The sequence below is a fragment of the Pseudovibrio sp. POLY-S9 genome (genome assembly GCF_001431305.1).
Lineage (GTDB): Bacteria > Pseudomonadota > Alphaproteobacteria > Rhizobiales > Stappiaceae > Pseudovibrio.
On the sequence record NZ_LCWX01000263.1, the window covers coordinates 86,747 to 94,578 of the forward strand.

At 52.8% G+C, this 7,832-nt stretch carries 8 protein-coding genes; 7 read left to right on the plus strand and 1 reads right to left on the minus strand.

Features of this window, described 5'->3' with window-relative positions; translation table 11 throughout:
- Together PPL9_RS30590 and PPL9_RS30595 are read left to right on the plus strand one after the other, a co-directional pair.
- The coding region (locus PPL9_RS30590) for an rRNA adenine N-6-methyltransferase family protein (protein WP_057466255.1) at positions 1 to 510 on the plus strand (510 nt) is incomplete at its 5' end.
- Between the two features lie 89 nt (positions 511 to 599).
- Positions 600 to 2,348, plus strand: coding sequence for a M23 family metallopeptidase (locus tag PPL9_RS30595; RefSeq protein ID WP_057466256.1), 1,749 nt, complete (start codon positions 600 to 602; stop codon positions 2,346 to 2,348).
- A 100-nt stretch (positions 2,349 to 2,448) separates the two neighbouring features.
- Here PPL9_RS30595 and PPL9_RS30600 read toward each other — a convergent pair whose 3' ends face one another.
- Complete coding sequence (locus PPL9_RS30600) at positions 2,449 to 3,342, minus strand: ATP-binding protein (RefSeq protein ID WP_057466257.1); 894 nt, start codon at positions 3,340 to 3,342, stop codon at positions 2,449 to 2,451.
- 315 nt (positions 3,343 to 3,657) lie between these two features.
- Between PPL9_RS30600 and yajC the strand changes: the two genes are divergently transcribed.
- The 5 genes from yajC to PPL9_RS33975 form a co-directional block, all read left to right on the plus strand.
- Positions 3,658 to 3,987, plus strand: a complete 330-nt coding sequence (gene yajC / locus PPL9_RS30605) for a preprotein translocase subunit YajC (RefSeq protein ID WP_057466258.1) — start codon at positions 3,658 to 3,660, stop codon at positions 3,985 to 3,987.
- A gap of 95 nt (positions 3,988 to 4,082) precedes the next feature.
- Entirely contained in the window at positions 4,083 to 5,687 is a 1,605-nt protein-coding gene (gene secD, locus PPL9_RS34620; protein ID WP_057466259.1) for a protein translocase subunit SecD, read from the plus strand.
- A gap of 16 nt (positions 5,688 to 5,703) precedes the next feature.
- Positions 5,704 to 6,645 carry a protein translocase subunit SecF gene (gene secF, locus PPL9_RS34625; RefSeq protein WP_057466260.1) on the plus strand — a complete coding sequence of 314 codons (942 nt, stop codon included), beginning with the start codon at positions 5,704 to 5,706 and terminating at the stop codon, positions 6,643 to 6,645.
- Positions 6,646 to 6,789: 144 nt separating this feature from the next.
- Positions 6,790 to 7,194, plus strand: coding sequence for an Mth938-like domain-containing protein (locus PPL9_RS30620; RefSeq protein ID WP_057466261.1), 405 nt, complete (start codon positions 6,790 to 6,792; stop codon positions 7,192 to 7,194).
- Between the two features lie 20 nt (positions 7,195 to 7,214).
- Positions 7,215 to 7,832: phytoene/squalene synthase family protein (locus PPL9_RS33975; RefSeq protein WP_208989738.1), on the plus strand; the 618-nt coding region annotated here is incomplete at its 3' end.

Genomic DNA, 7,832 nt, shown 5'->3' on the forward strand with positions numbered 1-7,832 from the left:
CGTTCGTTCCCAATTGATTGCGGGCAGATGAGTACACAGCCATCCTTGATTGGGAAGGTTGCCGATTTTCTGCAAATGAAGCCGGATCATTCCCTGTTGGAGATTGGCAGTGGGTCCGGGTATCAGTGCGCGGTTCTTTCTAAAATCTGTGATCGCATTGTCTCACTGGAGCGCTACCGGACACTCGCTGATCTGGCGCGTGAGCGACTTCGGTCCTGCAAGATCAACAATGTAGATGTGATTCATGCGGATGGTCTTGTGGCGCCTGTTGATGAAGAGGATGATGGCGGCCCGTTTGATCGTATCATTTTGAATGGTGCGCTGGACCGTGTGCCGGGCTTCTTGTTTGACCGTCTTGCACCCGGGGGGCGTTTGTTGGCGCCAATCAAGCATGAAAGCGGTATTTGCCGCCTGATTCAGTATGACAAAGGTGGCCGCGGTCTTGATGAGACTGACCTTGGTGGCTTCCGCTATCTTTCTCTCACACCGGGAATAGCTGCGAAACTGTAGGGGAATGAGGCTTTAATTAAGTCTTTATCAACTCTGTTGTCAGTAAACTTACGCCAGTTAGCCTTTTATTTGTATTGGGTAGGGCGGATATGCAGTTTCATTCCCGTGAGAAAGCCAGATTGCGGCGCGGTGTAGCCTTGTTTTTGCTGTCAGCAGGTCTTGCTGGTTGTAGTGGCAATGTGGATCGGTTTGGCAAATCTGAATATGTTGATGAACCAACGTCTCCGGCTCGAACTGCCGTTGTGGTGACGCCCGGACTTCCATCATCAAGCACAAAATCTGTTGTTCAGCGCGGCGTCTTGTTGCCTGCGCCAACATCAAGCAATGCTCCTATTGTGACCGGATCTGCGCAATCGCGCGGGTATCCGCAGCAGACATGGCAGCCGACATTTTCTAAACAGCCTGTTCCGGTGAGCCAGCGCACGCGCTCGAGCGCCCGGGTTCCTGCAGCACTTGCCAAAGCGCCGAATGATGGCGCGCTTGGGTGGACAGCTGTTGGTGGCCGCGTTGTCACGCTGAAAGCCAACGAGAATGTTGATAGTCTTGCCTGGCAATACCGTGTACCAGCGAACGAAATTCTTCATGCTAATCGTGTGACAGTGAGTTCTGCGCTGCAGCCAGGTGATTCCGTTGTTATTCCGGTGAAGATGGTTCGTAAACCGAACCGTTTGCCGAAAGCCAGCGCTCGTGTGTTGCCGTCCAATAGCCAGCAGCCTCAGACGACAGCCTCCATTCCTTCGCAGTATGTTGCGCCTTTGAATGCCAATGGCTCTGCTTCCAGGCAGTCTCGTGATGTGTTTGCGACCAAGATTGCCGCTGCGTTGCTTCCTCCGGGCAATGTGGGAGAACGATCGCGTCCTGTTTACAGTGATGCGCCTCCAGCAGCTTATCCGGTGCAAAGGCGTGCACCAGCAGCAGCTGTGCCTGCGTCTTCGCTTCAGCCAATTCAGCAGTCTGCACCTTCTCAGGTCTATCGTGCACAGCAACAGCCAACGACCTATCGCAGTCAGTCTTTGACGCCGATTGTTGCTCCGCAGTCTACGACTGCGCAGCCATCTTACGGTGTACCTGTTACGGGGCAGGCAGCGCGCAGCGTTGCTCCTCTGCGCGTTTCAGCTGTGCCAAAGAGTAAACCCAGGGCTTCTGTTGCACAGCGTCCGGCATCGGTTGCCAGTGTCACAGCGACACAAGCCGTGCCGAAGCCAAAGAGAATCGCTTTGGCAGGGTTGAGCCCGCAACGTGTGACCGCTCCGGTTGCGACACAGCGCACGCTTGCCAATTCTCTTGCGCCGACCCCAGTTCACACCGCGAGTGTGCAGAAGCCGCAAAAACCGATTGTTCCGGTTATCTCTGAAGCTGAGACGGATGTTGTTCGTTTGCAGCCGACAGAAGTTTCCAAGCCAGCGCCTGTGCAGCCAGTTGCGACAGCGAAGGCTCCAAAGGTTGCTGTGGCGGATGAGGCAACGTTCCGCTGGCCGGTGCGTGGGCGGATTATCTCTGACTTTGGCGTGAAGCCGGGTGGGTCTAAAAACGACGGCATTAATCTGGCTGTTCCATCAGGGACAGACATTAAAGCTGCGGAAGACGGAACCATCGTTTACGCCGGTAACGAGCTGAAAGGCTTTGGAAATCTGGTGCTGATCCGCCATGATAATGGCTGGGTTTCAGCTTATGCGCACAACAAAGAGCTGAAGGTGCGTCGTGGTGATGCTGTACGCCGTGGTCAGACAATTGCCATGGCTGGTGCTACCGGGTCCGTGACTCAGCCTCAGCTGCATTTTGAGCTGCGTAAGGATAACAAGCCGGTAGATCCTATGAACCATCTACCGCGTTCCTAATAAAAAGGGGGAGGGTTCTTCTTGGAACTCTTTTCATAGGTAGAGCACGCCGCGTTGATGACCTTCACGCGGCGTGCTTTTTTATGAGCGCTTTTGCTTGTCAGGACAGCGTTTGGCTGAGGCGGCCTGCCAGATCCTGAATAAATTGCCATGCGACACGACCAGAACGGGCACCGCGTGTGGTGGACCATTCCAGAGCCTGCGCGCGGAGCTGCTCCTGCTCGACCTTTAAGCCAAAATGCTCTGTGTAGCCGTAGATCATATCCAGATACTCATCCTGAGAGCATTTGTGGAAGCCGATCCAAAGGCCGAATCGATCAGAAAGTGAAACCTTCTCTTCCACCGCTTCGCTTGCATGGATCGCGGTTGACCGCTCGTTCTCCATCATATCGCGCGGCAAAAGGTGTCTGCGGTTGGATGTGGCGTAAAACAGGACATTTGCTGGTCGACCTTCAATGCCGCCGTCCAGAGCTGCTTTCAGGCTCTTGTAGCTGGTGTCGTCGCCATCAAAGGAGAGGTCGTCGCAAAAGATGATGAAGTTGTATGGCTTGCCGCGCAGCTCGTTCATCAGAGCCGGGAGGGCTTCGATGTCCTCGCGGTGAATCTCGATGAGAACAAGTTTGCGGACGCCTTCGGAGTTTGCGTGTGCTGCGTTGATCGCAGCATGAGCAGATTTCACCAAAGACGACTTGCCCATGCCTCTGGCGCCCCACAACAGCACGTTATTGGCCGGAAAACCTTCTGCGAACCTATTTGTATTCTCCATCAGCATTTTCTTGGAGTGATCGACGCCTTTGAGCAGGCTAATATCAACCCGATTGACTTTGGGTATAGGTGCAAGCTCAAACGGGGAAGGGTGGAATACAAAGGCATCGGCTTCGTCGAAATTGACAGTAACCGGAGGCTTGGGAAGGGAGCTGGCCAACAGGGCGACAATCTCGTCCAGTTTGGATGTAAGAAGGGCGACTTCAGAGGTATTTTCTTTAGTGGTCATGTGTATCTACGTGATTAACTTAGGTGCGCTGGCATAGGCTTTACGCAAAATGCACTAGGTGAAAAATTATCTCAGCGGCGGTTCTGCTATTTGATCTGCGGCCAAGTATCCCTATTTACAGCTGTATCATGTCCAATACTCTTGGGGAAAGTCCCAGTTAGCATGTCAATGCCTTGAAAAGGTTGGAGTGGACTGTATAGTCCAGCGCAAAATCCTTGTTCTTTCGGGCCAAGGTCAATTTTGGAGGGGTTCACCTCGCCAATTGTTTAATGAACGCCATCAGGTTCCTCGGGAATTTGTGGTAAGGAGAAACTAATGTTTATTACCCCTGCCTATGCACAGGCCGCAGGCGGCGTGCCAGACGTTGTAATGTCTATTGTGCCGTTCGTCCTGATCTTCGTGATCATGTGGTTCCTGATCATTCGCCCTCAGCGCCAGAAAATGAAGTCTCATCAGGAAATGGTGAGCAATCTGCGTCGCGGCGACACCGTTGTGACCTCTGGTGGTCTGATTGGTAAAGTTGCTAAGATCGTTGATGATGCTGAACTGCAGGTGGACATTGCTGAAGGTACGCGTGTGCGTATTGCTCGTGCCATGATCCAGGAAGTTCGCTCCAAAGGTGAACCTGTTAAGGACGGCGAGTAATCGCGCCTTGATACCTGTAGTTTCAGACCGCTTTCCTGTTTCGGCAATCGCCGCAGTGAGAGCGGTCTGCCTATTCTAGGACCGGGCATATACTCATGCTTCATTTCGCGCGTTGGAAAATCGCCCTGATTATCGTCGTGGTGCTGGGCGGTATCTTTACAACATTGCCGAACTTCTTCCCGGCAAGTACCGTTCAATCCTGGCCGGATTTTATGCCTAAGCGCCAGATTGTTCTCGGTCTTGACCTTCAGGGCGGTGCTTATCTGCTCTATGAGGTTGATAAGGAAGATTACAAAGAAAAACAGTTCCGTCAGCTGGTTGGAAATATCCGCCGGGCCCTGCGCGAGAACCCGCGTATCGGTTACACCGGTCTGGGTATTCAGGGAGACGGTGTTCAGGTTCGCATTCGTGATAATGCACGCTTTGACGAAGCCGAACAACGCCTTGCAGAACTGGTAAACCCGCTTAACTCCGGCGTTTTCGGCGGTGCAGCGGTTAACGAATTTGTTCTTGAACCTCAAGGTGACGGCCTGTTCCGCATGGCTTTCTCCGAGGAAGGTCTGGACATGCGCCTCGCTTCCGTTGTGAGGCAGTCCATTGAGGTTATCCGTCGCCGTGTTGATGAACTCGGCACGACTGAGCCTTCCATTCAGCGTCAGGGCACTGACCGTATCCTTGTTGAAGCGCCGGGTGAATCCAACCCTCAGCGTCTGAAGGATATCATTGGTGCAACCGCGCAGCTAACGTTCCATCTTGTTAGTCAGGAAATGAGCGCGTCACAGGCACTTCAAGGCCGTCCGCCAGCAGGCACGATGGTTGTTGAGGGTTCTGATGGCCAGCCATATCTGTTGGATGAAAACCCGTTGCTGACGGGTGAAGAGCTGCAGGATGCTTCTGTTGCGTTTGACCAGCAGACAAACGAGCCTGTTGTGAACTTCCGCTTCAACACTGCCGGTGCCCGCGTCTTTGCGGATGTGACCCGTGCAAATGTTGGTCGTCCGTTCGCGATTGTGCTGGATGACGAAGTGATCACCGCTCCGGTTATCCGCCAGCCAATTACAGGTGGTTCCGGTCAGATTTCCGGCAGCTTCACTGTTGATGGTGCGAATGATCTTGCTGTTCTGTTGCGTGCTGGTGCGCTTCCTGCGCGTCTGGATGTGGTTGAAGAGCGTTCAGTTGGTCCGGGCCTTGGTCAGGATTCCATTGATAGCGGTAAGGTTGCTTCCATCGTTGCAGCGGCAGCGGTTGTGATCTTCATGCTGCTGGCTTATGGCCAGTTCGGGATCATTGCGAACCTTGCGCTTGCTTCCAACGTTTTCCTGATCTTTGGTGTGCTCACCACGCTTCAGGCAACGCTGACCCTGCCGGGTATTGCGGGTGTCGTTTTGACAATTGGTATGGCGGTTGATGCCAACGTGCTGATTTATGAGCGCATTCGTGAAGAGGCACGCGCTGGTCGTTCCGCTATTGGTTCGATTGATGCGGGCTTTAAGCGTGCACTTGGCACCATTTTGGATGCAAACATCACAACGCTGATTGTGGCTGTGATCCTGTTCTTCATCGGTTCCGGTCCTGTTAAAGGGTTCGCCGTAACGCTGATGATTGGTATCTTCACCACAGTGTTCTCTGCGTTTACTATCTCACGTTTCCTCATCTCTGTATGGGTGAAGCGTAAGCGTCCATCCAAACTGCCAATCTAATTCGGAGCATGAACCTATGAAACTTCTTAGACTTGTTCCGGAGCAGACCAACTTCCGCTTTATGCATTGGCGGGTGTTGAGTTTTCCGTTTTCTGGAATTACGGCAGTTCTTTCCATTGTACTGTTCCTGACAATCGGCCTGAACTACGGCATCGATTTTAAGGGCGGAACACTGATTGAGCTGCAGTCCACAAGCGGTCCTGCGAACCTTTCTGAAATTCGCCGGACCCTTGGTGGTCTTGATCTGGGTGATGTGCAGGTGCAGGAATTCGGTAGTCCTACCGAAGTTCTGATCCGCATTGAATCTCAGGGCGAAGGTGAAAGCGCCCAGCAGGATGTGGTTGAGAGTGTCCGTGGTGCCTTTACCGATGGATATGAATTCCGCAGAACTGAAGTGGTTGGACCTCGTGTCTCCGGCGAGCTTGCTTATGCAGGAACGCTGGCGGTCGGGTCTGCCTTGCTGATGATCATGTTTTACATCTGGTTCCGCTTTGAATGGCAGTTCGCAGTTGGCGCGATCATCACCACCTTCAATGATATCCTGCTGACGGTTGGATTGTTTGCGGTGTTGCAGCTGGACTTTACGCTGTCCAGTATTGCGGCGGTGCTGACGATTATCGGTTACTCACTCAACGATACGGTGGTTGTTTATGACCGTATTCGTGAGAACCTGCGTCGTTACAAGCGTCTTTCTCTGGAAGAGCTGCTTGATAAGTCCATCAACGAGACCCTGTCCCGTACAACAATGACATCCGTGACCACTTTGCTCGCGCTGTTTGCATTGTACTTCCTGGGCGGTGAAGTGATCCAGTCCTTCGTGCTGGCGATGATCTTCGGTATCGTGATCGGGACTTACTCTTCTATCTTCCTTGCCTCTCCGCTGCTGATGCTCATGAAGCTTCGTACCAGCGTGTTTGACAAGAAAGACGACGAAACATCTCCTGCAAAATCTGCTTAACCAGCGGAAACAGCTAATGTTTTAGATGGGGCTGACCACAGTTGTGGTCAGCCCCATTTTCTATTGGACATTCTTTCGCGTGTAATTAAACAGAGGCTATCAATTTGCGCGTACACTGGGCGAAAACAGCCATTGGAGGACACTATGGGAAAACGTGGAGAGCCTTTGGAAGTGCGGGATGCGCATTATCCAAGCATGGTTCAGATCGATGCCTACGGAAACGGCGGGTTTCGATTTGCGGATATGTCTCATCGTGGATCGCTGATGTGTGTGCCATCTGGTGTTTATGGTTGGGCACCTACCAGCTTTGACGAAGTTACGGACGAGGCATTGGCGCAAATCCTTGCAGAATCTGACGATATTGAAGTGCTGCTGATTGGTGCTGGTGACGAGTTGAAGCCATTTCCAGAGTCTCGTAAGGGGCCGTTTCGTGAGAAGGGCATCATGGTCGATAGCATGTCCACTGGCGCTGCTGTGCGCACATACAATGTGCTTCTTGGTGAAGACCGTGCTGTAGCAGCCGTGTTTATTGCAGTTGAAGACGTTTAAAAGAAGCGTGGAACCCAGCTATGAGCCAAGCCTATGACCACTGTAATGATTTCGTAAAACGCTTCTCCTACGAGCGTTACCTGAGCACATTGTATGCTCCGATTATTGCGCGTCCGAGTTTGATTGCCCTTTACGCCTTTGCCTGTGAGATTGCGCGTATCCGAGAGCTGGTCAATGAGCCGATGCCCGGAGAAATTCGCCTGAAATGGTGGCATGATGCGCTGAGTGGAACTGATCATGGCGATGTGATGCACAACCCGGTTGCGCAGGCGATCATTGAGACGATTGAGCATCATAAGCTACCAAGAGAGCCGTTCCTCAACCTGATTTCTGCGCGCCGGTTTGACCTTTATTCTGATCCAATGCCAACCATCAATGATTTGGAGGGGTATTGCGGGGAGACCAGCTCTACAGTGGTTTTGCTGGCCTCTATGATATTGAGCGGAAAACCTGCTGATCGCCAGCTTTCTGACGCCAGCGGGCATGGTGGTGTGGCGTATGCGCTCTCTGGCTTGATGCAGACGCTTGCGTGGCAGGCCTCGCGGCACCAGCAGTTCCTTCCAAAAGATGTGATGGAACGACACGGTGTGGATGCCAATGCCTTGCGAGGGAACCGTTCAAATGATGCTGTCTGGGCG

What these genes read in the sequence shown, in the direction of transcription:
- PPL9_RS30600 (WP_057466257.1), bottom strand. Translation starts at nt 3,342, where the DNA reads ATGACCACTAAAGAAAATACCTCTGAAGTCGCCCTTCTTACATCCAAA.
- secD (WP_057466259.1), top strand. Translation starts at nt 4,083, where the DNA reads ATGCTTCATTTCGCGCGTTGGAAAATCGCCCTGATTATCGTCGTGGTG.
- PPL9_RS30595 (WP_057466256.1), top strand. Translation starts at nt 600, where the DNA reads ATGCAGTTTCATTCCCGTGAGAAAGCCAGATTGCGGCGCGGTGTAGCC.
- PPL9_RS30620 (WP_057466261.1), top strand. Translation starts at nt 6,790, where the DNA reads ATGGGAAAACGTGGAGAGCCTTTGGAAGTGCGGGATGCGCATTATCCA.
- yajC (WP_057466258.1), top strand. Translation starts at nt 3,658, where the DNA reads ATGTTTATTACCCCTGCCTATGCACAGGCCGCAGGCGGCGTGCCAGAC.
- secF (WP_057466260.1), top strand. Translation starts at nt 5,704, where the DNA reads ATGAAACTTCTTAGACTTGTTCCGGAGCAGACCAACTTCCGCTTTATG.